At 64.7% G+C, this 24,461-nt stretch carries 23 protein-coding genes; 8 read left to right on the top strand and 15 right to left on the bottom strand.

The annotated features are described in order from the left end of the window. Positions 1-15: 15 nt before the first annotated feature. A complete protein-coding gene (locus AC0MRV_RS10515; RefSeq protein WP_472764422.1) occupies positions 16-1,428 on the top strand; it encodes an MFS transporter in 1,413 nt (470 codons plus the stop codon). Positions 1,429-1,487: 59 nt separating this feature from the next. Further along, entirely contained in the window at positions 1,488-1,670 is a 183-nt protein-coding gene (locus AC0MRV_RS10520) for a YqaE/Pmp3 family membrane protein (RefSeq protein WP_472764423.1), read from the top strand. Positions 1,671-1,736: 66 nt separating this feature from the next. Here AC0MRV_RS10520 and AC0MRV_RS10525 read toward each other — a convergent pair whose 3' ends face one another. The 4 genes from AC0MRV_RS10525 to AC0MRV_RS10540 all read right to left on the bottom strand — a co-directional run bounded on the left by AC0MRV_RS10525 (position 1,737) and on the right by AC0MRV_RS10540 (position 7,339). Then, a complete protein-coding gene (locus tag AC0MRV_RS10525) occupies positions 1,737-3,317 on the bottom strand; it encodes an ankyrin repeat domain-containing protein (protein WP_472764424.1) in 1,581 nt (526 codons plus the stop codon). Between the two features lie 328 nt (positions 3,318-3,645). Continuing rightward, positions 3,646-4,719: a hypothetical protein gene (locus AC0MRV_RS10530; protein ID WP_472764425.1), complete on the bottom strand. Its 1,074-nt coding sequence runs from the start codon at positions 4,717-4,719 to the stop codon at positions 3,646-3,648. Positions 4,720-4,808: 89 nt separating this feature from the next. Next, positions 4,809-5,684: an alpha/beta hydrolase family protein gene (locus tag AC0MRV_RS10535; protein ID WP_472764426.1), complete on the bottom strand. Its 876-nt coding sequence runs from the start codon at positions 5,682-5,684 to the stop codon at positions 4,809-4,811. Between the two features lie 101 nt (positions 5,685-5,785). Next, entirely contained in the window at positions 5,786-7,339 is a 1,554-nt protein-coding gene (locus AC0MRV_RS10540) for a pyridoxal-phosphate dependent enzyme (RefSeq protein WP_472764427.1), read from the bottom strand. Between the two features lie 317 nt (positions 7,340-7,656). On the opposite strand from AC0MRV_RS10540, the gene AC0MRV_RS10545 reads away from it, so the two are divergent. Then, positions 7,657-7,986 carry a hypothetical protein gene (locus AC0MRV_RS10545; RefSeq protein ID WP_472764428.1) on the top strand — a complete coding sequence of 110 codons (330 nt, stop codon included), beginning with the start codon at positions 7,657-7,659 and terminating at the stop codon, positions 7,984-7,986. Between the two features lie 9 nt (positions 7,987-7,995). Here AC0MRV_RS10545 and AC0MRV_RS10550 read toward each other — a convergent pair whose 3' ends face one another. From AC0MRV_RS10550 to AC0MRV_RS10560, 3 genes are read right to left on the bottom strand one after another with little or no spacing between them, the layout of a single operon-like run. Next, positions 7,996-9,021, bottom strand: a complete 1,026-nt coding sequence (locus AC0MRV_RS10550) for a cupin domain-containing protein (protein ID WP_472764429.1) — start codon at positions 9,019-9,021, stop codon at positions 7,996-7,998. Then, positions 9,018-9,791: a histidinol-phosphatase gene (hisN, locus tag AC0MRV_RS10555; protein ID WP_472764430.1), complete on the bottom strand. Its 774-nt coding sequence runs from the start codon at positions 9,789-9,791 to the stop codon at positions 9,018-9,020. The genes AC0MRV_RS10550 and hisN overlap by 4 nt, the downstream gene beginning before the upstream one ends. 58 nt (positions 9,792-9,849) lie before the next feature. Next, a complete protein-coding gene (locus AC0MRV_RS10560) occupies positions 9,850-11,178 on the bottom strand; it encodes a DUF2254 domain-containing protein (RefSeq protein ID WP_472764431.1) in 1,329 nt (442 codons plus the stop codon). A 260-nt stretch (positions 11,179-11,438) separates the two neighbouring features. Here AC0MRV_RS10560 and AC0MRV_RS10565 point away from each other — a divergent pair, with 260 nt between their 5' ends. The 4 genes from AC0MRV_RS10565 to AC0MRV_RS10580 all read left to right on the top strand — a co-directional run bounded on the left by AC0MRV_RS10565 (position 11,439) and on the right by AC0MRV_RS10580 (position 14,466). After that, positions 11,439-12,248 carry an SDR family oxidoreductase gene (locus tag AC0MRV_RS10565; RefSeq protein WP_472764432.1) on the top strand — a complete coding sequence of 270 codons (810 nt, stop codon included), beginning with the start codon at positions 11,439-11,441 and terminating at the stop codon, positions 12,246-12,248. A gap of 91 nt (positions 12,249-12,339) precedes the next feature. Next, a complete protein-coding gene (locus AC0MRV_RS10570; protein WP_472764433.1) occupies positions 12,340-13,149 on the top strand; it encodes an SDR family NAD(P)-dependent oxidoreductase in 810 nt (269 codons plus the stop codon). 52 nt (positions 13,150-13,201) lie between these two features. Continuing rightward, positions 13,202-13,867 (top strand): 3'-5' exonuclease, encoded by a 666-nt coding sequence (locus AC0MRV_RS10575; protein WP_472764434.1) that lies wholly within the window; start codon positions 13,202-13,204, stop codon positions 13,865-13,867. A gap of 50 nt (positions 13,868-13,917) precedes the next feature. Then, positions 13,918-14,466, top strand: a complete 549-nt coding sequence (locus AC0MRV_RS10580; RefSeq protein WP_472764435.1) for a hypothetical protein — start codon at positions 13,918-13,920, stop codon at positions 14,464-14,466. Here AC0MRV_RS10580 and AC0MRV_RS10585 read toward each other — a convergent pair. Next, positions 14,453-15,193 carry a WecB/TagA/CpsF family glycosyltransferase gene (locus AC0MRV_RS10585; protein ID WP_472764436.1) on the bottom strand — a complete coding sequence of 247 codons (741 nt, stop codon included), beginning with the start codon at positions 15,191-15,193 and terminating at the stop codon, positions 14,453-14,455. The genes AC0MRV_RS10580 and AC0MRV_RS10585 overlap by 14 nt on opposite strands. Before the next feature lie 48 nt (positions 15,194-15,241). Further along, positions 15,242-15,889, bottom strand: a complete 648-nt coding sequence (locus tag AC0MRV_RS10590) for an HAD family hydrolase (RefSeq protein WP_472764437.1) — start codon at positions 15,887-15,889, stop codon at positions 15,242-15,244. A gap of 249 nt (positions 15,890-16,138) precedes the next feature. On the opposite strand from AC0MRV_RS10590, the gene pepF reads away from it, so the two are divergent. Continuing rightward, positions 16,139-17,977, top strand: a complete 1,839-nt coding sequence (gene pepF / locus AC0MRV_RS10595) for an oligoendopeptidase F (RefSeq protein WP_472764438.1) — start codon at positions 16,139-16,141, stop codon at positions 17,975-17,977. Here pepF and AC0MRV_RS10600 read toward each other — a convergent pair. From AC0MRV_RS10600 to gyrA, 6 genes are all read right to left on the bottom strand, one after another. After that, positions 17,974-18,486 carry a hypothetical protein gene (locus AC0MRV_RS10600; protein WP_472764439.1) on the bottom strand — a complete coding sequence of 171 codons (513 nt, stop codon included), beginning with the start codon at positions 18,484-18,486 and terminating at the stop codon, positions 17,974-17,976. The genes pepF and AC0MRV_RS10600 overlap by 4 nt on opposite strands. A 44-nt stretch (positions 18,487-18,530) precedes the next feature. Next, positions 18,531-18,926: a DUF1905 domain-containing protein gene (locus AC0MRV_RS10605; RefSeq protein WP_472764440.1), complete on the bottom strand. Its 396-nt coding sequence runs from the start codon at positions 18,924-18,926 to the stop codon at positions 18,531-18,533. A gap of 14 nt (positions 18,927-18,940) precedes the next feature. After that, on the bottom strand, positions 18,941-19,912 hold the full coding sequence (locus AC0MRV_RS10610; RefSeq protein WP_472764441.1) for a magnesium transporter CorA family protein: 972 nt from the start codon (positions 19,910-19,912) through the stop codon (positions 18,941-18,943). A 168-nt stretch (positions 19,913-20,080) separates the two neighbouring features. Then, complete coding sequence (corA, locus tag AC0MRV_RS10615) at positions 20,081-21,049, bottom strand: magnesium/cobalt transporter CorA (RefSeq protein WP_472764442.1); 969 nt, start codon at positions 21,047-21,049, stop codon at positions 20,081-20,083. Positions 21,050-21,117: 68 nt separating this feature from the next. Continuing rightward, positions 21,118-21,582, bottom strand: coding sequence for a PTS sugar transporter subunit IIA (locus AC0MRV_RS10620; RefSeq protein WP_472764443.1), 465 nt, complete (start codon positions 21,580-21,582; stop codon positions 21,118-21,120). Positions 21,583-21,857: 275 nt separating this feature from the next. Beyond that, positions 21,858-24,413: a DNA gyrase subunit A gene (gene gyrA / locus AC0MRV_RS10625; protein ID WP_472764444.1), complete on the bottom strand. Its 2,556-nt coding sequence runs from the start codon at positions 24,411-24,413 to the stop codon at positions 21,858-21,860. Positions 24,414-24,461 lie beyond the last annotated feature (48 nt).

Below are 24,461 nucleotides of genomic sequence, written 5' to 3' on the forward strand. Positions count from 1 at the left end.
ACAGCTGTCCCGAGCGTGTCCGCCTCCGTTTTTGATCTTCCGCAGGGACATCCTGCCCGTCAGCGGGCCATCATTCGGCGCAGTCTGAAGATGAGCTCCTTCGAGGCGGTGCTGGCCATGCCGCTCGTTTACACCGGGCAGCCGGCCAACTTGGTCCTGGCGGCGCTGCTGGCGTCGGGACTGCAACTCGAACCGGGCGCCTACGGCCTCGTGGTTTCGCTGCCATTTTGGTGCAACATGCTGCAGCTCTTCGTGACGCCGGTGCTGAGTCGCTGGTTCGCGATGCGGCAGATCTTCATCACGGCGATTTGGCTGCACATCATCATCTGGGGTTGTTTTGCCAGCACGCTGCTGATCGCGCCGGAGTGGTCGCTGGCGCACGCGGTGCCGCTGTCGGTTGGCTTCGTCGGCGGTGCCGGCATGGTGGCGGCGGTGATGGGTGTGGCGTGGACGGCCTACATGCAGTCCTGGGTGCCGGCGCGCGTGCGGGGCGCCTACTTTGCGAAGCGCAATCGCCTCGCGCAGGTCTCCAACTTTGCGTTTCTGCTCTTGGCCGGCTGGGCGTTGATGAGGCCAGAGCTGCCGGTCATCGCCGGCCTCATCCTATTCGCCTGCTGGACTCGCGCGATCTCGGCGATCGTGGCGGGCAACACGCCGGCCCGCGGCGATCCGGTGGCGGCGGAGCGCGTGCCGTGGCAGGCGCAATGGGCAGCGTTGCGCGGCAACAAGCGCTACCTGCGGTCGGTGTTTTTTGTGGCGGCGTGGATGGCGGTGTTGAACGGCTACGGCGCGTTCCAGCCGGTCTTCATGCTGCGGGTGCTGACGGACAACGCCGGCCTGGCCTCGTTGCCCTTGGCCTTGTCGCTGCTCTTCGGTGCACTCGCGCTGCCGGCGTGGGGGAAGCTGCTCGATCGCTACGGCGCGCGTCCGGTCTTGTTCAATGCGGTCGGCTTGTGGGCGCTGATCGGGTTGCCGTGGTCGATCGTGACGAAGGACACGCAGTGGCTGCTCTACGTGGTCTGGGCCTTCACCGGCGCGGTCAACGCTGGCATCGTGGTGGGGCAGCTCAACCTGCTGATGAAGCTCGTGCCGCCGGAGTGCAAGGCGCTCGCGGTCGGACTGAACATCGCGGCCGGTTCGGTCGGCACCGCGATCGCGCCGATTGTGACCGGACAATTGCTGGAGGCGCTCATGGCGCACGGCTGGACGGAGTTGCAGACCTACCACGCGTTCTTCGCGACGATGCCGCTCTTCGCGCTCGGGGTGCTGTTCCTCCTGCGCAAGGTCGAGGAGCCGCGATCGGCGCCGGTCAATCACGTGCTCGGCGCGTTGCGCAACGTGCGCACCCTCGGCGCGGCTTTGGGCCTCGGCTTCATCTCGCAATCGCTCTTCACCCCGCGCGGGCCGGGCAAGCGCAGCGAGTATTGAGCTGGGGCATCTTGATTTTGCGGGCACCAAATCCCGTGAATCGGGTTTATGAACCTGATATGCCCCTGCTCACTGTTCTGCTCTGTGTCATCCTGCCGCCGGTCGGCGTCGCGGTAACTCGCGGCCTCGGCAAAGACTTTGTCATCAACCTGCTGCTCACGTTGCTCATGTGGCTGCCGGGTGCGATCCACGCGCTCATTGTCTGCAGCAACGGCCAGAGTTCTTCCTCGACCGCGGCCTGATTATTGATGCGGCCACGCTCGCCCGCCCCGCTTGCAAGCGAGGCAGGCGGCGTGTCGCTTGACGGCTCAGCGCGGCGCTTCGAGCCAATCTTCCAGAATCTCCATGATGGGCTGGGGCGGCTCGCCGTTGCTTTCCCAGGCGGTGGGTGAGCCGGCGGCAAGCAATAATTGCGCGACGGCGCGGTGGTCGCGCTCGGTCGGATCGTTCGCGTAGGTGCGGCAGCCTTCGGCGGCCCAGATCAGAGCTTGGGCTTTGAACTCGCGATCGAGCGCGGTGAGGGATGCGCCGTGTTCTATCAACACGCGCACGGTGGCGGGTTTGCCAGCGTAGGCGGCGGCGTGCAAAGGCGTGCGGCCGTCGGCGGGATCAACCGGACTCGCGTCGAAGCCGCATTCGAGCATGGCGGCGAGGCCGTCGCCGTCGCCGTTTTCCGCGAGCTGGAAAAGCACGCGGGTGTGTTCGGCGGTGAGCTGGTCAAGCAGACCGGGATGGTTGTCGGCCAGCGTGCGGGCGGTCTCGCGATCACCTTGTGCGGCCACGGCGGTGAAGCGGTCGATCGTGGCGAGATCGGACTCGGCGTCGTGCGCGCGCAACCAGTCGGCGGCGGCGGTGTTGCCGTTGAGGCAGGCGAGCGCGTAGGGCGTGCGTCCGTCGCGGCGGGCGCGTTGGAAATCGGCGCCATGCGTCGCGAGCAATTCGAAGACCTCCGGACCCGAGCGGCGCGCGGCGAGGTGGGCGACGGTTTCCTGTTGTTCGCCGTTGAGTTGATTGGGATCGGCGTCGTGTTCGAGCAGCCAGCGAGTGCCGGCGGTGGTGCCGGTCCACTGCAACTGGGCGTAGAGCGGAGCGGAGCCGTCCGTCGCCCACGGCGTGTCGACCGTCGCCCCGTGGCGATGCAAGAGATCGAGCGCGGCGGTGTCGCCGCTCATCGCCGCGAGGGTGAGAGTGACGCCGTCGTTCGGGTCGGCGCCGGCGTCGAGCAGCACTTCGGCCAAGGGCAGCAGTCGCGTGGTGCAGATCGCGCCCCAGAGCACGCCGCGTTTCACGCCGTGGTGTTCCCACGGGAAACGGGTGTGCGGATCGGCGCCCAGCTCAAGCAGGCGACGGGCGAGGGTGACGATGCCCTCCGCCCGTCGCGGATCGGTGGCGGCGAGACAGGTGTGGCAGAGGTAGTGCAGCGGCAACCAGTCGCGGGCGCCGGTCGGTCGGGTAGCCGACTCCGGGTCGAGGAGTTGCGTGGCCGCGTCGATATCACCGAGCACGAGCGAGGGGGCGAGGCCGGCGTGGGCGATGCCGGGATGCAGCGCCAGCAGGCGCAGGGCGCGATCGCGGCGGCCGTCGGTGGCGGCTTCGACGAAGGCGTTGACGGCCGCGTCGAAAGCGAGGGTGCGATCCTCGACGTGTTCGCGCAGGGCGTTCCAGGAGGTGAAGCCGTGCTCGCGGGCGATGACGGACTGGGCGTCGTGCAGGGCGATGCGGCGGGTGGCGAGCGCCGCGGCGTCGAGATCGGCGAAGGCCGGGAGTTGGCGGAAGCGAGCCTGAGCGGCGTCGTCGGACGCGCGGGCGGCGCGGAGGAGTTCCTTGGCCTGTTGTTTGAGTTGGCCGAGATGCGGGCGCTCGGGGAGCGCGGCTGACTGAGTGGTCATGTTTGGATCCATGCTTGAGGCCGGTGGTCCGCAGCCTGGCCAGCACGGTCGGATGACGTGCAGTCGATGAGGAGAAAGGGGTGGACTCAGTCCTTCGCGCGGACCCGCTGGCGCCCCGCGGCGCACGTGCGAACCTCAGGCCAGCAAGCCGGCGGTGTCAACGCGCGGATGTGGTTGGCGCGATTGCGACGAACTACAGAAAGGCAAATTGACCGACGCTGGGGATGGTTTTGTGGGTCAATGCAGTGGTGGGCGGCAGGCTGCGGTGGAGGATACCGAGGGCCTGAGGGACATGACATCGCCGCAAGTCTTGTGTGGGCATGGAGCGTCAGTCATGGATCGCCGAATCCGCCACATCTGGTCGTTCAAATCCAAACACCGTGGCTCGGATCGGCGCGGAGACGCAGCCCAGTTCCGTCAATTCGACTCGGTGGATCGCACTGAGGCGGTGCAGCAGCTCGGTTAAGTCGACCGGGTTTCCGGCTTTCGCCTCGGCTTCGAATGCAGCCACCTGCTCGTCATCGAGACCAAATTTTGCGGCCAAGTAGCGGGCGAAGGCAACGGGTGCAAAAGCGGTGCGAAAAATGAAAACATTGTCTTCGAATCGTTTCCATTGCCGCAGAGAAATGTCCGATTCCTGTTGCAGCGACTCGATGCATTCAGCCTCCCATTGCTCGATCTCCGCAAGTTTGCTCGTGTGAAACGACTCTTGCATGATGGCCTCCGAAACACGGATTCCAGAATTGGCCGCAACGCGCCGCAGCTCTTCCTCTGTGATGCCACCGCGCATCGAACGCCATGCCATGTCCTTCTTATATTCCTCCTCAAATTCGGAGGCAAAGGTCTCCAAGGATGAAGCAACGAGCGGATGACCAGAGGTTAGCTCGATGGCGCGTTCGATCACCGTTCTCGGATCCGCTTTGGGAAGAAAAATCTTCTCCGTTGCAGGTCGCGTCTCGATCTCCCGTCCGTATGGGGAGTTGGAGACTGTGAGGTCCTTGTCGGCTTCGAAAGTCGCGCAGACGTCAAGGACGATACCCGCGAAGGGGTGGTCATAAAGACAGGCGGAAAGGCGGAGCTCAGGATGGTAGAAAGCCTGCACACTGACACCGGATATCGGTGTGACCTCGTAACACCGGCCTGGTTGAAATCCCGCTTCGATCAACGCCGCGTTGGCGTGTTGCGCGCGGGGCTTTTGGGTCCATTCGCAAGTTTCCAGCGGCACAAGTTTCACGGTCGAGGGGGTCCCCCTGTCGTTACTGATTGCGGCTTTGAGCAACTTCCATTTCCAGACTACCCACAGCGCGACGAGAGTTACCATCGCCAAGACGATCAGGGCGATGCCTCCGAGAATTTTAAGGAATAAGTCCATGGCGTAAGGCGTTGAGCGCTCGGTGGCCATGGCCGAACAACTTCGGGAGTTCGACCGAACTTGTGGTTAGCCACAAGTCCTGAATGTTCGGTCGGTTTAGCCTTGTCGCGTCGGAATGGTTATCGGGTCTCCAGAAAAGAAAGGATAAGTTCCGGTAACTCGCGCTGGAAGGCGGCGCGGTCGAAACCCGCGGGGTCGTTTGCCGGCGGAAAGTCGGGTGAGCGCATGCGTTCCGGGAAGGGCGTGAGGAAGGCGAAGTGGCCGGCGCCGGGGATGACTTCGTGCGTCAGGGGCGTCGTGGCCGGTAGGCTGCGGCGGAGGATACCGAGGGCCTGCGGGCCGGGCGTGAGCTCGTCGCGTTCGGCGGTGAGCAGGAGGATGGGCGTGGTCACGTTGCTCAGTCCCTGATCGTGGTCATACCAGAAGGTGGCCGGGGCCATGAGCACGAGCGCTTTCACCCGCGGGTCGGGCACGGTGCCCACCGGCTTGCCGTCGAAGGTGTAAGGCCGGCCGCCGGCGATGGCCAAGGCGGTGTAGCCGCCCATCGAGTGTCCGATGACAGCGGCGTGATCGGTGTCCGCGTGGGGGCCGACCAATGACGAGGCGGCGATCGCATCCAGGGTGAGGCTCAGGTGGCGCGGGCGCAGCTCGAGCGTGAGGTCGGCTTCGGAGGCGGAGGCGTCGAGGTAGTTGTCCTGGTGATGCAAGGGCAGGGCGACGATGTGCCCCGTTGCAACCAGGCGCTCGGCGATGCCGAAGTAGCCGAGGTTGGTGCCACCGCGGCCGTGCGAGATCAACACGACCGGAAACGACCCCGGGGCCGGGGGCTTGCCCGGGACCGCGTTCACGGAGAAAGGACCGAGGTTGAAGGGCTGGGCCGCGGCGTCGCCAGTCGCTGGATACAGCACGATGGCGGGAAAGGTCAGGCCGTGTGCGGAGTCGGCGACGTCAATTTGCAGGAAACCAATGGAGGGCGGAGTGGCAGAGGCAGTCACGGCAAGGAGGAGGACGAGGGAGGTGAGGACTTTCACCGCTCGATCCTAGCAGGTGCGGCTCCGCCGCGATTTGATCATTCGTGCGATTGCCGGGCGCCGACTCACGCGAGACCTGTCAGCCGGGCGAGCGTGGCGGCGTCGAGAGGGCGGCAGGCGCGGTAGCCCTCACCGTGTTCCGGTATGGCGGCGATGAAGGCGTCGCGCTCGGCGATGGTCTCGAAATCGAAGCCAATGAGCGCGCGGCCGATGCGTTCGCCGGATTGACGGTAGTTGAAGTAGCAGAAGCTGGCGCGGTCGCGCACTCGGCTGTGCAGGAAGTCGAGCAGGGCGCCGGGGCGTTCGTAGAAATCGAGGCGAAAGAAGGCTGGTTGGTGCAGGAGGTCGCCGCGCAAGGGGATGGCGCGGAAGCGCACATCCTCGGCGTCCTCCAGTTCGGTCCACGCGTAGCCGCGTTGCTCGAGACGGGCAGGCAGGTCGTCGAGGGCGGCGTGTTCGTCGGCGGTGACGGTGAAAATGGGCCAGGCCTCGGCGGCGTCGCTTTTGCCGTATTGGAAATCGGCGATGTTGAGCCCGTTGAAACAGGAGCCGAGCAGACCGAGCATGGCGCCGCGTGTCTCTGGCAGACGGATACGCAGGGTGCGGCTGGCTCGGGGGGAGGTTTGGGCGATAAGGCCGATTTGGCGGAAGTCGATATTGGCGCCGGTGATGACGATCAGCACGCGTTGCCCGGCGAGGGCGGCGCGGTGTTTGAGCACGGCGGCGAGGCCGAGGGCGCCGGAAGGTTCGGCGATGCAGCGCAGGCTTTCCCAGAGCACGCGGATGGCGGCGCCGACTTCGGCGTTGGTGACGGTTTCGACGCGGTCGAGGGTGTCGCGGCAGATGGCGAAGGGCAGTTCGCCGGCCCGACGGACGGCGGTGCCGTCGCAAAAGATGTCGACTTGGTTGAGCGTGACGGGTTCACCGGCGGCGAGCGCGGCTTGCATGGAGGCCTGGCCGGCGGCCTCGACGCCGATGTTGGTCATCTCCGGCCAGAAGGTCTTCCACCACGCGGCGGCGGCGGCGGCGAGTCCACCCCCGCCGATTTGGAGGTAGGCGGCATCGAAGGGACCGTGGCCGGACATCACGACCTCGTCGGCCATGGTGCCCTGGCCGGCCATGACCTGTAGGTCGTCGTAGGCATGGACGTAAACGGCACCGGTGGCATCGGCCTCGGCGCGGGCGGCGTCGTAGGCCTCGTCGTAGCTGTCGCCGGAGAGCACGATGTCGACCCATTTGCCGCCGTGACGGCGCACGGCGTCCTGTTTCACCCGAGGGGTGGAACGCGGCATGTGAATGCGGGCGCGGACGGAGAGGGCATGGGCGGCGAGGGCGACGCCCTGAGCGTGGTTGCCGGCAGAGGCCGCGACGATGCCGCGGGCGCGTTCGTCGGACGTGAGCAGGGCCATGCGGTTGCAGGCGCCGCGCCATTTGTAAGCGTTGATGGGGGAGAGGTCCTCGCGTTTCACCCAGATCTCGGGGCCGGGTTCGTCGCCGGGCAGCACCAGGCGCTCGAGCGGCGTGGGCTGGCCGTAGTGGTAGACCCGCTCGCGGGCCAGGAGAATGCCTTGGCGGAGCTGGCGATCGAGCGGGAGGTCGGCGGCGGTGGCGTCGGACATGTGCTCCCAGTTTGTGCGGTGGCAGGCGCGGATAAACCGGAAAGTGGACCACCCGCCCGCTTTGCTCGTCGGAGTGAATTTGTAACCCAATAGGTTACAAATTACGAACCGCTTGGTGAGGTGAGTTGCTGAGGGAGAGGCGATCGATGAATAATTTGTCACCTATTAGGTTACAAATTATGCAGGGTGGTTACGTTAGGGCTGATGGTTGCCTTGGGCGGGGAGGTGGGTGGAATGCGGAGATGGAAATGTTGTTGCCGCGGGTGTTGGTGACTTTGGCGACCTTGGCGTATGCGGCGGGGCCTTTCGTGGTGGATATGAATCGCACGCACCTGCGGCATCCGGCGTGGCCGGGGCATGCGCGGCTGCATTTGTTGTGGGCGGCCGTGGGGCAGCTCGGGGTGGGGCTGGCGGGGTTGGGGTGGATGTGGTGGGGCGCGGGCGACCCGGTGTGGCAGGTGCGGGTCGTCGCGGTGGTGGGCTTGCTCTTCACCGGCGGTTTCTGGGTCGCTTTGGCTCTGCGCCGGTTTTACGGCGGGACGCTGCATGATCCGCAGGGCGTGCCGCCGTGGCGCGGGATTGACGGCAACCTCATCGCGGTCGGAGTGATCGACGCGATGTTGGTCGCGGCGTTGCTGCTGGTTTGATCAGCCCCACTATTCCTCGCCGTCGAAGTAGTCGGCTTCGGTGACGCGATAGATCTTTCCGAGCGCGCGGGAGCCGTGCTTGTCGGAATCGGGGTAGTGAAAGCTGTCGAAAGGCGGGTTGTCCGTGAGGATGAGCAGCAGGAGGTCGTCGGGACCCGGGTTGCTGGTTTGGTGGGCGGTGCCGGGCGGGTGAAAGACGACCTCACCGGTTTCGAGCTCGTGAGTGCCTGCGGTGGTGCGAACGGAGGCGCGGCCGGACAAGACGAGAAAGAGTTCGGACTGGGCGCTGTGGGCGTGAAAGGGGCAGATGGTTTTACCGGGCGGCACGCGGCGATACTGAACGTCGAAGGGGTGGCCGCCGTGATCGACGTCCTGGTTGCGCACGCCGCCAAGGGCGAGGGAGACGTTGCGGCAAAACGATTCGTAGCGGCCCTTGGGGGAGCGTTGTTGTTCCCACGGGACGTCGTCGAGATGAACGATGCGAGTGAGCGACGGCTCGGGCGCGTGCAGGGGATTGGCCGGGCGCGTTTCGGTGGGAGCATCGGGTTCCTCGCCGTCCCAGTAGTTCACTTCGGTGCGGCGAAAGAAGCCGTGGCGGGAGATGCCCCATTTTTGTGAATCGGGGTAATAAAAAAAGTCGACCGGCGGATTGTCGGCGATGAGCAGGAAGCGCAGCGGCGTGTCGCCGGGGTTGGAGATCTGATGCGCTTCGCCGGGTGGGTGCAGGATGACGTGGCCAACGCCGAGGTCGCGGGTATCGCGGCCAAAGCGGACGCGGGCAGTGCCCTGCGTGATGATGAACAGTTCCCACTGGGCGGCGTGACTGTGGAAGGGGCAGGCGTGGGCGCCGGGCGCGACCTCGGTGTGTTCGAGATCAAAAGGGTGACCGCCCTGGTGGGGCCGAGCGCCACTGACGGCGCCAAGGGCCTCCGACACGAGCTGGCCGGCGCTGATACAGGTGCCGCCGGGAGACGGCCATTGTTCCCAAGGCAGATCGGAGAGGCGGACGCGTTGCATCAGGAGGAAACGGCTCAAGATCGGAGCGTCGCAAGCGTCTGCGCGTGGAGATCGGCGGTCGCGGCGGCGACAATCGACTCGGCCGGATAGGGTGCGTCGCCGGACCAGTCGCTGATGGTGCCGCCGGCGCCGCGCACGACGGGGACGAGGGCGGCGATGTCCCATGGATTCATGATGGGATCGAGCGCGAGGTCGACGAAGCCCGTCGCAAGGAGCAGGTAACCGTAACCATCGGCCCAGGTGCGGTAGAGACGGCAGGCGTCGATGAGGCGATCGCAGGCCGCGCCGTCCTGATAGCGGGCGAGGTTGCGATGGTCGCTGGTGACCAGGGTGGCGGTCGCGAGCTCGGAGGTGGCGCGGGTGCGGACCGGACGGTCATTCAACGTGGTGGTGACGTTGTCACCGATGACGAGTTGACCAAGGTTGGGCTGATGGATGGCGCCGAGCACAGGTTGGCCGCGATGCAACAGGCCAATGAGGGTGGTCCAGAGCGGGACGCCGGTGATGAAGCTCTTGGTGCCGTCGATGGGATCGAGCACCCAGACCCATTCCGCGTCGGGGTTCACGTTGCCGTGTTCTTCGCCGATGATGCCGTGGTCGGGAAATCGCGTCGTGATGAGCTCACGCATGACGGCCTCGGCGCCGCGATCGGCGGCGGTGACGGGCGAGTCGTCGGACTTAAAGTCGACGGCGGTGGACGGGTTGCCGAAATAGGGCGCGATGAAGTCGGCGCTGGCGCGGGCGAGTTCGGCGATGAAGGGGCGGTAGGGCGTGAGGTCCGGTTCCACGGCTGGTGTTAGAAACCACGCAGCCGGCGAAATACACGAAATAATCGCAGGATGCGGATCAGCCGAGGGCGGTGGCCGTGGCGGTGCAGGCGCTGGCAAAGGCTTCGCGGTCGCGTTCGGCGGCGAGGTGTTCCGTCTCCGCCTGCAGCGATTCGAGGGTGCGCTGCGCCCAGGCGCGGTCGGCTGCACGTCGCAAATGCGGGGCGACGGTGGCGACGGCCGTGGCGAGGCGTTGCATGACTTCGGGGTGCCCGCGGCCGTAGTGGCGCAGGTTGTCAAAGGCGGCATCGGCGATCTCGGCGAAACCGTCGCGGCGGACCACGGCGCGAAGTTGGTCGGCGTCGTCGTAGCGGGTGGGCGACGGAAAGGCGCGGCGGGCGAGGGCGATAAAATTCTCCGTCAGGTAGTCGATGCAGGCCACTGCTGTCACCGGATCGTTGATACCGGGGGAGAGGCAACGGACGCCGATTTCGGTGAGTTGGCGGACGCCGTATTGGATGTCCTGTTCGCCGGTGCGTTCCGGTCCGAGAATGATCCAGCTGCGACCGGTGGCATCGAGTTCCTCGTCTGGCAGGGACTCCGGGGGCAGACCATGGAGACGCGCGAGGGTGGTGCCTTGGGCGATGAAGTGGCCGGGTTTGACGGGCAGTTCGATCACGAGGTCGTGGGTGCGGGCGAAGTCGAGCACGGCCTCCAGGTTGATCGCTTGGATGTAGCCGGCGCAGGCCGACTCGATGACGTGGTCTGGGTCGCGCTCGGCGTAGGTCCTGGCATCGGCAGGGTTTTCGTTTTCAGCGGGCTCGTCGGCACCGAGTTCGGCCGGATACATCAGGCTAATCGTGCGGCAGGTTTCCTGGTGAGCCCGCAGGACAATTTGGGAGGCCTGCACAGAGCGCGCGACGTGATGAATGAAGGCAATGAGGGTCGCGAGGCTGCCCAGCGCCATGACGAGGCCGAGCGTGATGGTGAGTCGGGGGACGGCGGCGGAAGGGGAGTCGGTGGAGGAAAGGTGACCGAGGCTCAGCAGGCAGAAGGCAAAGGTGGCGACGAAGACACCGAGCACGATTTGGTAGAAGCGATCGGCGGTGAAGTTGCGCAGCACTCGCGGACCGAACTGATTGGAGGCCAGCGTCAGCACGACCATCATCACCGAAAAGCTGATCGTGGTGAGCGACACCATTGAGCCGGCCAGCGTGGTCAGCACCTGACGTCCGCCCTCCAGTCCACCCGGATAAAGCACCGGCAGCCGAGCGAGGGCCGATTGGAAATGGGCATCCATCCAGATGGAACCCTCGGCCAGCACGGCGGCACCGAGGGCGAGAACCGCGGGCACAAACCATAGCGTGGAGCGGAGGTGTTCGACGATGTTGTTCCAACGGGTGCGCATGGCGCGCCATGGTTGCTGGAAATGGTCCAACGGGGCGGTCAACCGGCGCCGGAGGCGAGACTACCGAGGAGAAAACACCAGGCATTTTGTCGGCGGCCGGACGTGGCGCCCCGGGCTTCGATGCACATTGCCCGACCCGACGACGTGCGATCGTGCAGGATGCCCGGTCACGGCGGGACAATTCCTCTGGTCATCGCGCGATTTTCCCGGGCTGAGACCACGCGGCGGATGACGGCATGAACGATGCGACCTACGTTAGCATGCGTATTCCCAAAGACTCTCTTCACGACCGCGTTGCCCTCGTCACGGGTGCCGGTTCCGGATTGGGCCGAGCCACGGCCAAACTCCTGGCCCATGCCGGGGCCAAGGTCGCGCTGTTGGGGCGAACCCAAACGCAGCTCGATGAGGTGGCCGATGAAATCAACGGCAGCGTCGCCACGGCCGGCGAAGGCATGGTGGTGGTGGCCGACATCACGGATGCCGCGGCGATGGAGTCGGCCGTCGAAGCCATCGACGATCGTTGGGGGCGGCTCGACACCCTTTTTGCGAACGCCGGGGTGAACGGAGTCTGGACGGGCCTCGATGAGCTCAGCGCGGAGGATTTTGCGAAGACGGTCGACATCAACCTGACCGGCACCTTCAAGACGCTGAAGGCAGCGGTGCCCTTGATGGGGCGATCGGGTGGCGGCTCCGTCATCATCACCGCCTCGGTGAATGGCACCCGCATGTTCAGCAACACCGGAGCGACGGCCTACGCGGCGTCGAAGGCCGGGCAGGTGGCGATGGCGCGTATGTTGGCGGTGGAGTTGGCATCGGATGGCATCCGGGTGAATTCGATTTGCCCGGGGGCGATTCACTCGGAGATCGACGACAACACGGAACGCCGGGACTTGGCGGCGCTGCGGCGGCCGGTGGAATTCCCGGAGGGCAAGATCCCGCTCACCGGGCAGGAGCCCGGCACGGCCGGACAGGTGGCGGAGGCGGTGTGGTTTCTGGCGTCGGATGCATCAAGCCATACGACCGGCACGGAGCTCTTCATCGACGGCGCGCAGTCCTTGTTGCAGGGCTGACGGGACGACCGACGCGCGTGAAAGCCATGAAAGTTTCGGGCGTGATCACGTCGGGCTAGGCGGTGCGATGCCGCTGTGATACGCAGCGGTCATGCGAATTCCTGAAGGATCCCTGGCGGGCCGCGTTGCTCTGGTCACGGGGGCGGCGACTGGCATCGGTCGGTCGGTGGCGAAGCTGCTGGCCCATGCCGGGGCCCGGGTGGCGTTGTTCGACCGCAAAGCGGCGGAGTTGACCCGGACGGTGGAGGAGATCAACGGGCCGGCGGGGGTAACGGGCCCAGCGATGGCTTGGCGCGGCGACGTCACGCAATTGACCTCGCTGGAGCAGGCGGTGGCGGCGATCGAGGACCGCTGGGGCCGTCTCGATATTGTGGTGGCCAACGCCGGCGTGAACGGCGTGTGGGCGGGGATCGACAGTCTGACGGAGGCCGAGTTTGGGCGGACGGTGGACATCAACCTCACGGGCTCGTTTCGGACCGCGAAGGCAGCGGTGCCGTTGTTGCGGCGCAGTGGCGGTGGATCGATTATCTTCACCGCCTCGGTGAACGGCACCCGCATGTTCAGCAACGCCGGGGCGACGGCCTACGCGGCGTCCAAGGCCGGGCAGCTGGCGATCGCGCGGTTGTTGGCGGTGGAACTCGCGCCGGACGGGATCCGGGTCAACACGGTGTGTCCCGGGGCGGTGCATTCGCGGTTGGAGGAGGAGACGGAACGACGGGAGACGGAGCGGCTGGGACGGCCGGTGGTGTTCCCCGAAGGGGCGGTGCCGCTGACGGGCAAGGAGCCGGGCACGGCGGGTCAGGTCGCGCAGGCGGTGTGGTTTCTGGCGTCGGACGCGTCGAGTCACACGACGGGCACGGAGCTGTTCGTCGATGGGGCGCAGTCGTTGTTTCAGGGTTAGACGTGCGGCGCAGGCTTGTGCCGGTGGGGGGAGCAGGTTGTCGTCGAGGAACATGTCCTGGGTGCGGCAGACGATTCACTTCATTGATTTCGAGGGCGGCGCCACATGCGGGATCCTGGAATACGGCGTGGTGACCCTGCGGAGTGGGGAAATTGTGGATACGGCGACGCGGCTGTGCCAGGCGACGGGACGAGTGCGGCCGGAGGATGTGGCCGTGCATGGCATCGCGGCCGAAGCAGTCGCGGGCGAGGCGGTGTTTGGTGAGGAGTTTGAGCGTTTTGCGGCGCTGCGGGAAAGCGGGCCGCTGGCGGCGCATTTTGCGAATGCGGAGAACACGATGTTGAAAAGCGTATGGCCGTATACGCGGGTGGCGCCGGACTGGGTGCGGCCGGATGAGACGTCGACGGAGTGGGGGCCGTGGATCGATACGGGGCGACTTTACCCACAGTTGTTTCTGGGGCTGGAATCGGCCCGGCTGGAAGATCTGGTGGGCCGGATGGGCTTGCAGAATGAGTTGGATCGCGTGGCGCTGGAGCTGTGTCCGGCGGGGCGGCGGCGCTATCACGCGGCGCTCTACGACGCGTTGGCGGGTGCGTTGCTGCTACGCCGGCTGGCGATGGAGCCCGAGGTCGCCGCGCAGTCGCTGGGGTGGTTGCTGCAGATGAGCACGTTGGATCCCGAAAAGCGCGAGGCGATGACGCAGGGGGACCTCTTTTAAAAACGCTGAAATGCTGAAATGCTGAACGACGCACAGGTGAAAGGGAGGCGATGAAGATACCGCGAGGAGCCGAACCGCGGACCGACTTCGAGCGGGTGATGGTGGAAGGTTACAAGGAGGACATGATCGCCTTCATGGCGGAGCACCAGCGGGCTTTTGGCGAAGCGCTGAAGCTCGCGACGACGGATCGCCAACCTTACGCGTGGCGCGCGGCCTGGCTGGTCGAGACGCGGATGGAGGACAACGATCGCCGCGTGCGGCCGGCCATCGGCGCGATGCTGGCGGCGGTGCCGGATCGGCCGGAGGGGCACCAACGGGAGTTGTTGAAAATCCTGCTGCGCCTTGAGCTGGGCGATGAAGAGGAAGGCACGCTGTTCAACCTCGCGGTGGCGTGGTGGGAGGATGTGAGCCGGCGGCCGTCGCTGCGCTGGTTTGCGATCAATTTCATCCTGCGGATGCTCGAGAAGTATCCGGACCTGAGCGGTGAGGTGCGGCTGCTGGTGAGACCGGCTTACCTGAAAGCCCTGTCGCCGGGCATTCGGCGCTCGGTGGAGAAACGTTTGGCGCAGGCGTTGCCGGGGCCGATCAGCGACGACTGAATATGGACCGCAACCACAGCCAAACAAAGCGCGGATTGTTGCGCAGGTAGCGGGGGCCGAGGCGGCGGGGTTCGGCGCAGAGGCGATAAAACCACTCCAGGCCGCAGCGTTGCATCCAGCGCGGTGCCTGGGACACGCGGCCGGTGTGGAAATCGAAGGCCGCGCCGACGCCGATGAGCAGACCGGTGTCGAGGTCGGCGGCGTGCGTGGCCATGAAGTGTTCCTGCTTCGGGGTGCTCAGGCCGACCCACATGATGTGTGGCTGAGTGCGAGCGATGTCGGATTGCAGCGTGGCAACCTCGACGTCATTGAGCGGTCGATACGGCGGCGTGAAGGTTCCCACCACGTCGAGACCGGGGAAGCGGGCGATGAGGGCGTCGCGCAGCTCTTCGGCGACCCCGGGGGCGCCGCCGTAAAAGTAGTGGCGTAACCCGCATGCGCGACCGGCGTCGCAAACCGCGAGCATCAAGTCGGGGCCGTAAACGCGTTCGGTGCCCGGTGGGCCGAGCCAAACGAGGGGCATGCCATCGGGGGTGACGAGGAAAGCGCGTTTGTAGATCTCTTGCAGTTGCGGGTCGTCCTGGGCCTCGATCACGCCGTGCACGCCAGTGACGCAGACGTAGCCCGAGTGCGGTTGGCGCGCGGCATCGAGGATGGTGCGCGTGGCCAGATCCAGGGTCAGCGCGTGAACGCCGACACCGAGAACGTTGAAGCGAGGGGGAGGCACGGACCTCTAGAAACGCTGAAAGCGGAAAAGCTGAAAAGCTGAATCCGGTCAGAGTGAGGCGAGGAGTTCGCCGGGGGCGACATCGGCCAGCGAGCGAAGTTGGCGCGTGGCGTGGGCGAAGGTGTGCTCGGTGGTGCAGGGATTGGGGATGACCACAACGCGCATACCGGCGGCATGGGCGGCCTGATGGCCGGGCACGGAGTCCTCAAAGGCGACCGCCCGGGTCGGTGTGACCTGCAGGCGGCGACACGCCTCATGGTAGAGATCGGGGGCGGGTTTGCCGCGGGCCACGTCCTCGCGGCAGACGATGGCATCAAAATGGTTGAATAGGCCGATGCGACGGAGGTGTTTGTCGACGTGGGCGTGCGAGGAGTTGGAGGCGACGGCCAAAACGATGCCTTGAGCGCGGGCGTGGTCGAGCAGCTCGCGCACGCCGGGCAGGATGGGCTGACCGGCAATGATCTGTTCTTTGTGGGTGAAGAAACGGTCCTCCAGATTGGTCCGATCCAAGTCGGCCGGCAGGCCTTGCCACGGATCGAAGGCTATGCCGACGTGGCCGATGATCCCTTCGCCACGGGCCCGGTCGAAAGTGTTGCCGTGTTCGTCGTGCACGGCGGCCCATGCGTCGATCAACGGAGTTTCCGTATCGAGAATCAGACCATCAAAATCGAGCACCAGGGCGGAGACAACTGCCATGGAGGACGGATGGTCGCCGCTCGCGTAAGTGCAAGCGGCGACCGACAAATCGCCGGCGGGGAACCTCGGCGCAACCGACCACGATGACCGGGAAAAGCCGTTCGCACCGGTTAAAATCGTGTCGGAGCTTGCCGACACCGGCACGGTGTTCGCTGTTGAGGCATGCGACGTATCGTTTTGTTTCAACCGGGCTCGGCCGCACGGGGTGTGGTCGGGCTGATTTGCTGCCTCAGCCTCAGTTCCCTCCTCATGGCCAAACCCGACACAATGAACCGCGACGAGATCGCGGAGGACTACAAGTGGGACTTTTCCCCGATCTACCCAAATTGGGCGGCGTGGGAGGCCGACATGGACACGTTGGCGGCGCACATCGACGCCTATGCCGCCCTCAAGGGCACGCTCGGCGACGGCGCGGGGGCCTTGGTTCATGCCTACGAGCTGGGCGACGAAATCGGCCGCCTCCAATACAAGCTCTACCGCTACCCGCAATTGCAGCGCGATGTGGACATGCGCAACACCGACATCTCGGGCAAGTTCCAACGGGTGAACGCACTGTTCGCGAAGTTGGGCACGGCGACCTCCTGGTTTACGCCGGAATTGCTTGAGGTGGGTTACGGCAAGGTCGCGGAATGGTTGAACGCCGACCCGCGCCTGGCGCCCTACCGTTTCCCGATCGAGGAAGCCTTCCGGCAGGCCGAACACACGCTCGATGCCGACGGCGAGCGCCTGCTGTCGTTTTCATCACAGTTCTCCGGCACGCCGCGCTCGATCTATCAGGAGCTGAGCACCTCGGACATCGACTTTCCCAAAATCACGCTGAGCACCGGCGAGGAGGTGACGCTTTCTTACGGCGGTTACTCCCGCATCCTCAATACGGCCCGGGAGCAGGCGGATCGGAAGGCCGCCTTCGAAGGGCACTACGAAACCTACGCCGCGAACAAGAACACTTACGCGGCCATCTACAACGCGACGTTGCAGCGCGACTGGTTTGGCGCGCAAGCGCGCGGCTACGCGTCGACCTTGGAGGCGGCGCTTGATGGCAACAACGTTCCGGTCGAGGTTTACGAGACCCTGGTGAAAACCGTCCGGGCGGGCACCGAGCCCGTGCGGCGCTACATGAAGATTCGCGCCAGGATGCTGGGGTTGGACAGCTACCATCTCTACGACGGTTCGCTGCCGCTCCTGGAAGATGATCGCACCTACGCCTACGACGATGTGAAGGCGACGGTGCTCGAGTCGGTGGCGCCCCTGGGCGACGATTACCAGGCCAAGATGGCGGAACTGCTCAACGGCCGCTGGCTCGACGTCTACGAGAACGAAGGCAAACGCAGCGGCGCCTACAACGCGGGCGTGTATGGAGTAGGCACCTACATGCTGATGAACTACAACGACACGCTTGATGCGGTGTTCACCTTTGCGCATGAGGCCGGCCACGCGCTGCACACGTTGTTGTCCTACGAGACGCAGCCCTTCGCCACCGCCAGCTACACGATCTTTGTGGCCGAGGTCGCCTCGACCACCAACGAACGCTTTCTGCTGGAGCTGCTGCTGAGCCGCACCGATGACCCGAAAGAGCGCTTCCTTTTGTTGCAGCAGGCCATCGACGACATTGTCGGCACCTTCTACACGCAGGTGCTCTTTGCGGACTACGAGTGGCAGGCGCATCAGCGGGTGGAGCAGGGGCAGCCGATCACGCCGGATACCTTGTCCGAGATCTACATGGGCCTGTTGGGAGATTACTACGGTGACGCGGTCGCGCAGGATGAGCTCTACCGCTACACCTGGTCGCGGATTCCGCATTTCTTCAACTCGCCGTATTACGTCTATCAATACGCGACCTGCTTCGCGTCCTCGGCCCAGGTCTACAAGGCCATGACCACCGGCAGCGACGCCGAGCGCGAGGCGGCCACGGCGCGCTACCTCGAGCTGCTGCGCAGCGGCGGCAACGACCACCCGATGGAGCAGCTGCGCAAGGCCGGCGTCGACCTGGCAGATCCGGCTACCATCCAAGCGGTGATCGACCAGATGGCGGAGCTCGTCGACCGCCTCGAGGTCGAGGCGGCGCGGATCCAGGAGAGCAGCTCCTAGAGTTTGCTGGCGAGGTCGATCTCCCGGGAATCGGAATTGTGGCTGAAGTAGCTGCGTTGGCCGAGGCCTTCGACGATGGCGTAGCGGCCATCTTCGACGGCCGAGCGGTTCTCGCCGTTGCGCGCCGTCAGTTTCACGTAGCGGAACTTCTTTACGAAATCCACCGCCTCTTGGAGGGTGCGGAACTCCCTCGATGAGCAGCGCAGTTTCGGGTTCTCCACGGAGAGGTGAAAATCCGAGGTGTCGCGGTCAGGCGCGTCACGAAAGAACCGATACGCTTCTTTGGTGTTCCCGTTGGTGTTGTCGAAGCTGGTGCGCATGATGTTGCTGAATCGAACAAACACCGTCTGGAAGTAGGGCCTGAGCAAACTGTCCTCGGGTGGTTCGATTCGGGTCTCTTCGATAAAGACCCAATAGAGCTCCTTGGCCTGAATCGGCACGGCGCCCAAACAGGCGACGGCGAGGGCCAGGAGGAGGAAATGCGGAGTGCGGAAGAGGGAGGTCATCATATCACGGGAGGGTTGGAACTGAAGAAGGAGCGCAGAGTTGTGCCTCATGTATCATGCCATGCCTCCCGTGAATTGATCCGGGAAAATGAACCCTGTTTTCGGGAAATCCGGAAAATTCGCCGATGCGTGGTTTGCCGAAGATGGTTGAGTGGCCTCGTCAGGGACGAAGGCGCCCCGAATAGCTCAGGGTGATCTCGATCGAGTCTCCCGCGGTTTTCCCGCGGCGCAGGGCACTGGGCACCGGCCAGAAGGGTGCGGCCGTCTTTTCCGCGCCAGACTGAGGTGTGGTGAGCTTTACCGTCGAAGGTGGCGTTCGCCGGAGTGCGACCCCAGTCGCCGACCTCCGGCGGGCAATGTTCCGGTGGCACGGCCACAAAATGCCAGCCGCCCTTGCCGGGATATTTGAAGAGCGTGGCGGTGAACCGATGCGGGCCGGCCATGCCTGGAGGCGGCACTACAGCCAGCCGCGTTTGCGCATGAGGGTGGCCATGCCGGCGGTGGCGAGGGCGGTGACGCCAAAGGTGATGGGGTAGGCCCAACCGCCGCTGAGAACATCCATGTGTTCGAAGTTCATGCCGAACCAACCGCCGATGAGCAGGGGCGGAATGGACAAGGCGGTGAGCGACGTGAGCACGCGAATACCTTCCGAAGCCTCGTGGCTGGAGCGGTTGAGGAAGACGCGAAAGGAGAGGATAAGTTGGTCGGCCCAGGTGGTGGCCTGTTGCTCGATGCGCTGCATTTCCTCCTCCAGGTCGCGCAGGTAGGGCACGATGACCTTCCGGATGAACTTCGCTTTGCCCTGCCAAAGCTCGTGCACGGTCTGGCGTTGCGGGCGGACGATCTGGCGGAGTTGGGCGAGCTCCTTGCGCAGGGCGAGCACGCGAGGGAAAAGATCCTCGGGCGTGCCTTCGTGCAGGGCGTCCCACTCGATGTCCTCCAGCTCCTGGCGCAGCTCGGCGAGCGCGGGCTGATAGGCATCGACCATGTAGTCGAGGATGGTGTGGGCGAAACGGTCGGGTCCGCGGACGAGGCGGTTGGGCGTGCGGACAAACTTGTCGATGGCGGCCTGGACCGGGCGCAGGGGTTGCCGGTGAAAGGTCACCAGAAAGTTCTTACCGAGGATAAGGTCGAGTTCGGTGGTGGTGAACTTGTCGGTCTTGGAATAGTCGACCGCGTGCATCACGAGATGCAGGTAGTCCTCGTAGGCTTCGAGTTTGGGAAAGGGGTTGTCCGACGCGCAGTCCTCGATGACGAGCGGGTGCAGGTGAAGCAGCTCCTCCATGATGCGCTTCACGTGCTTCTCGGCCGGATTGACCATGTCGATCCACATCATGACCCCCGGCTCCTCGCGCAGCGCCGCCAGCGAGCTCGTGGGCGGATTCTCCACGGCGAGGCGGTTGTGGCGATAGACGAGGGAAGTGACCATGGCAGGGTCGGCGGATGGGCTAGCGAGCGGAGGGGCAGAATGTTATTTTAACCACGAATGGACACGAATGGCTTCGGCTACCGCCTACGCACTGGAACGGGCAGGATCTGGCACGACAGGTTGGGATTTGGTGATTTGAATTTTGGGATTTGCGCGGCGGAGCCGCGCTTAGATCCAGCGCCGTTTTTTGCACCACCACCACATGCCGGCGGAGATGGCGAGGGTGGCGAGGAGGACGAGGGGATAGCCGAACTGGGTGTGCAGCCCGGGCATGTTGCGGAAGTTCATGCCGAACCACGTGCCGATGACCATGGCGGGCAGGGTGATGGCGGTGAGCGCGGTGAGGACCTTGATGCCTTCGTTGGCCTGGAAGCCGGACTTCGACAGGAAGAGGTCGAAGACGATGAGCAACTGGTCGGAGAAGGTGATGGCGCGTTCGTTGATGCGCACGAGGTTGTCCCGCAGGTCGCGGAAGTAAGGCAGCATGACCGGACGGATGAGGTCATATTCTCCAAGGGCGAGGCGGTTGATCACGTCGCGCTGCGGGGCGATGATGCGGCGCAGGTGCGAGAGCTCCTCACGGGTTTCCAGCAGGGTGGGGATGAGATCCTTCTGCTCGGGCGACAACAGTTCACCCTCGATGTCTTCGAGCTCCTCGCGGAATTCGTCGGCCACGGGTTGGTAGAGATCGATGATGGCGTCGAGGACGTAGTGGGCGATGCGGTCGGGGGCTTTGGCAAAGATTCCGGTGGCGCGGCGGCAGCGGTCGAGCACGCCATCGACGGCCTTGAGTTCGGCGCGCCGGAAGGTGACGACGAAGTTGCGGCCGAGAAACATGTCGAGCTCGGTGGTATTGAACTTCTCCGTGCGGGTGAAGTCGACCGCATGCATCACGAGGAAGAGGTAGTCGTCGTAGTCCTCGACCTTCGGCACGTCGGTGGGCGTCACGCAGTCCTCGATGGCCAGAGGGTGAAAGGCGAAGAGCGTTTCGAGGACGTCTTTGATCTCCTCCGGTTTGGGATCACTCAAGTCGACCCACATGAAAAGCCCCTTGTCGGAACGCACCAGGCGAAGGGCATCGAGTTCGAGGTCGGTGCCGACGACTTTACCATCGCTGAAGACGAAGGAGGAGATCACGGGAACAAGGAAAAGCTGAAATGCGGAAAAGCTGGAATGCTGAAATTGGGCGGCACGTTGACGCGGCCCTACAGCTTCGCGTCGGCTTCGGTGAGGGCGGTGATGAAGGCCTCGGGCGTCTCGGCCTCGAGCAGGTTGGTGCGCAATGAAGCAACCTTGAAGAGTTTGCAGAGCCGGCTGACGAGCGTGAGGTAGGCGCCGGGATCGTGTTTGGGAGTGGCGAGCACGAAGAGGAGTTTCACGTGGTCATCGGCCTTCTCGAAGTAGACGCCGCGTTCGCTGCGGCCGATGGCCATAACGGTTTCGCCCACGTGATCGGTGCGGGCGTGGGGCAGCGCGATGGCATTGCCCAAACAAGTCGTGTCGAGACGTTCGCGCGCCAGCAGGTCCTTGTAGAAGCCCTTGTAGTTGCGCATGGCGGGATGCGGCTCAAGCAAGCTGGCAACCTGGGCGAGCGCGGTCGTGCGACGCGCGCTGCGCACGTTCAAATCGAGGCGAGCAGGATCGAGGAGATCGGTGAGTCGAACTGCCATGGCGAGATGGATTTGAGAGGGGACGGGTGGCTTCGACCGAACCCGCTTCGCCATGGGACCTGAACAAAGGACACCCGGCTACCGCAGGTTCGGCGGCGGAGACAGGGGGTCGGCTTCTTCTGGTTCAGGGAGGTGGTGCACTGCTTTGAAAAGGGAGGAGCGACAACGAGGCTGGATTGCCCGCGCGGAGTCAACCGCGCCGTTGCGGGGCGGTTGATTTTGTGCGGGGGCGGAGGGGCAAGGTAGCGCCCGCGAGCGGGCGGCCTACTTTGCGCTTACGATTCGGTTTCGCCGTCGACCGGAGTGTCGGACGCGGGGCTTTCGCCTTCCGCGGCAGATGGCTCGGTCGAACCTTCGGCGGCCTCGGCGGCTTCGAGTTCTTCCTCGGATTCCACCACCTTGGCGATGGAGAGCAGGGTGTCGCCTTCGGCGAGGGTGAGAAGCTTCACGCCCTTCGCGCCGCGGTTGGTTTCGCGGATGGTGTCGACCGGGCAACGCACGCTCTGGCCCTTGGAGGTGAGGAGCATGATCTCGTCGGTGTCCTTCACGCCGAGCGCGCCCACGAGGGTGACGGAGCCGTCCTTGGGCAGATCCTGCGCCGTGACGCCGGAACCGCCGCGGTTGATGAGGCGGTAGTCCTCGAAGCGAGTGCGCACGCCGAGACCGGCCTGGCTGGCGACGAGGAACTTCTTCTCGTGGTCGACCACTTCGATGGCCTGGAGGTAGTCGCCCTTCTTCTTGAAACGCATGCCGGTGACGCCGCCGGTGGCGCGGCCGGTGGGACGGAAGAGGTTCTCACCCTCGTCGTTCTGCTCGCGGAACCGCACGGCGAGACCGAGGTGGGAAACGAGGATGATCTCGTCGTTGCCGTTGGTCAGCACGCAGCCGATGACGGTGTCGTTCTCGGCCAGGTTGATGCCGATGATGCCGGCATCGCGGGTGGAGTTGGTGTAGGCCGCGAGGGCGGTCTTTTTGATCTGCCCCTCGCGCGTGGCCATGACGAGGTAGTGGTTCTCGTCGAAGTCCGGCGTGGTGAGCATGGCGGCGACCTTTTCGCCTTCGTCGAGCGAGAGGAAGGATTTGACCGATTTGCCCTTGGAGGTGCGGGTGCCTTCGGGGATCTGGTAGACCTTGCGGGCGAGGCACTGGCCGTGGCTGGTGATGAAGAGGATGTAGTCGTGGGTTTGCGCGGTGAAGAGGTGCTCCACGAAATCGTCGGTATACGTATCCGTGCCGATGATACCCTTGCCACCGCGCTTCTGGGAGCGGTATTCGGCGACGCGGGTGCGCTTGATGAAGCCGGCGTGGGAGATGGTGATGACCATGCCCTCGTTGGGGATGACATCCTCCATGCGGAAGTCGCCCATGTCGGGCACGATCTCGGACTTGCGACCGGAGGCGTATTTGCCGCCGGCGGCGACGAGCTCTTCCTTGATGACATCGAGCAGGCGGCGTTCGGATTCGAGGATGCCGCGCAGTTCTTCGATGAGGCGCAGGAGCTGGGCGTATTCGTCCTCGATCTTGTCGCGCTCGAGACCGGTAAGTTGATAGAGGCGGAGCTCGAGGATGGCGTCGGTCTGGCGCTCGGAGAGCGGGTATTTGGCCATCAACTTCTCCTTGGCCTCCTGGCGGTTGGAGGAGGCCCGGATGATGCGGACGAAGTCGTCGAGGTTATCGAGGGCGATCTTGTAGCCCTCAAGAATGTGGGCGCGGTCCTCGGCCTTGCGCAGGCGGTATTGGGTGCGGCGGGTGATGACCTCGCGGCGGTGCTCGATGTAGCAGTCGAGCAGCTCGCGGATGTTCATCTGTTTCGGGCGCTTCTGATCGAGGGCGAGCAGGGTGACGCCGAAGGAGGACTCGAGCGCGGTCTTCTTGTAGAGCTGGTTGAGGATGGGCTCGGCCTGTTCACCGCGCTTGAGCTCGATGACGATGCGGGTGTTTTCGTCGGACTCGTCGCGGAGATCGCGGATGCCCTCGACGGTCTTCTCGGAGACGAGCTCGGCGATTTTGGAGACGAGGTTGGCCCGGTTGACGTTGTAGGGGATCTCGGTGATGACGATCTGCTCGCCGCCGGTCTTCATCTCCTCGGTGTGGGCCTTGCCGCGCATGCGCACGATGCCCTTGCCGGTGCGCAGATAGGAATCGATGCCGGCGGTGCCAACGATGACGCCGCCGGTGGGAAAGTCGGGGCCCTTGATGAATTGGCAGACCTCCTCGAGGGTGATGTCGGGGCGGTCGATGATCGCGCAGGTGGCGGCGATGAGTTCGTCGAGGTTGTGCGGCGGGATGTTGGTCGCCATGCCCACCGCGATGCCGGTCGAGCCGTTCATCAACAGATGCGGCAGGGCGGACGGGAGCACGGTCGGCTCGGTGGTCGACTCCTTGTAGTTGGGCGCGAAGTCGACGGTCTCTTCCTCGATGTCGGAAAGCAGGGTCTCGGCGAGGGCGGTGAGGCGCGACTCGGTGTAACGGTAGGCGGCGGGTGGGTCGCCGTCGACGGAACCGAAGTTACCCTGCGGATCGATCAGCGGGTAGCGCATGACCCAGTTCTGGGCCATGCGGACGAGCGTGTCGTAGACGGAGGAGTCGCCGTGCGGGTGGTAGTTTTTGAGCACTTCACCGACGACACCGGCGCACTTGTCGAAGGCGCGGTTGTGGAGCAGACCCTCGCGCAGCATGGCGTAGAGGATGCGGCGTTGGACGGGCTTGAGGCCGTCGCGGGCATCGGGCAGGGCGCGGGCCACAATGACCGACATCGAATAATCGATGTAGGCCGTCTGCATGATGTCGGTGATGTTGGCCGTGGTGAGTTTTTCGTTCTGCGTGAACATGTTTGGCTAGCGCGAAGACGCGGTGAGGCGCAAAGGGTGCGAAAGGGG

The sequence above is a fragment of the Actomonas spartinae genome (genome assembly GCF_051209155.1).
Classification (GTDB): domain Bacteria; phylum Verrucomicrobiota; class Verrucomicrobiia; order Opitutales; family Opitutaceae; genus Actomonas.